Source organism: Paenibacillus pinisoli (assembly GCF_003605435.1).
Classification (GTDB): domain Bacteria; phylum Bacillota; class Bacilli; order Paenibacillales; family Paenibacillaceae; genus Pristimantibacillus; species Pristimantibacillus pinisoli.
This window is the reverse complement of record NZ_QXQB01000014.1, coordinates 1-1143: the sequence shown is the minus strand read 5'-3', so window position 1 is coordinate 1143 and position 1143 is coordinate 1. Positions and strand designations below refer to the sequence as shown.

1 pseudogene is annotated in these 1143 nt (G+C 47.9%); it reads right to left on the bottom strand.

The features are described 5' to 3' along the window. Positions 1-29: 29 nt before the first annotated feature. Positions 30-1143: pseudogene (locus D3P09_RS27255) on the bottom strand (IS3 family transposase); the annotation flags it as partial.

Below are 1143 nucleotides of genomic sequence, written 5' to 3'. Positions count from 1 at the left end.
TGGACTTCTGTCAAGAAAGTAGACACCAATTAAGCGACCTGTTGTTGCTCATAGTACCTTTTTTCGCGCAAATGTGGAGTTAAGTAACCGATTGAAGAATGAATACGGATGCGATTGTATTCCAACTCAATGTACGAGTTTATCGCATCGTAGGCTTGTTGACGCGTCTTAAACGTCGTCAAATAAACGAGTTCTTTCTTGATCACGCTGTGAAAAGATTCAATGCACGCATTGTCGTAACAATTCCCTTTTCGACTCATGCTGCCAATCATGTTGTAGTGTGCTAAACGCTCACGGTAATCGGTAGAGGCATACTGTGAGCCCCGGTCTGAATGGTGAACCAGTCCAGGCTCTGGCTTCTGGCGCTTGTAAGCCATGTCGAGCGCGTCGAGTACGAGTTCTTTGGTCATCCGGCTCCCCATCGACCACCCGACAATCTTGCGTGAAAACAGATCCATTACGCTCGCCAAATACACCCAGCCCTGCTGTGTGGCTACGTAGGTGATGTCCGTGACCCAAACCTTATTCGTCGCCTCTGCACGGAACTGACGGTTTAGTACATTCTCATACACAGGCTGGTTGTGCTTGGAGTTTTTCGTCGCCTTATATTTCTTGACAACACGAGAGCGCAGTCCCATCTCCTTCATAAGCTTCGCAACGGTTTTGGTGGCTACGACCCAGCCTTCTTCACGGAGCTTTTGTGTGCGATTTTCGGACTGCCGTATCGTTGCTTGAAGCCATCGAAGTGGTGTTGAATTCGCTTCATCAACTTCTTCCGTCGTTTCAGTTGCTCGCTGGGCTTGTGACGGGCCTTTACCCATTTGTAGTAGCCGCTTCGGGAGACTTGCATGACGCTGCACATCTTCTCAACACGAAACTGGAAGCGGTGTTTATAAATAAACGGGTAGATCAGTCTCGGTTTTTGGTGAAGAAATGCATCGCCTTTTTTAGAATCTCGTTCTCCTCCTGGAGTTCCCGATTCTGTTGCTCCAGTTGTTTGAGACGTTCCATATCTACAAACAACTTCGATTTTTCAGTTGAGTTTCCGTACTGCTGCTTCCACGAACGGATGCTGCTCACTGGCACATCGATCTCTTTAGATACTTCGGTGACGGTTTTGCCTGTCTCCATCATGTGCCTTAC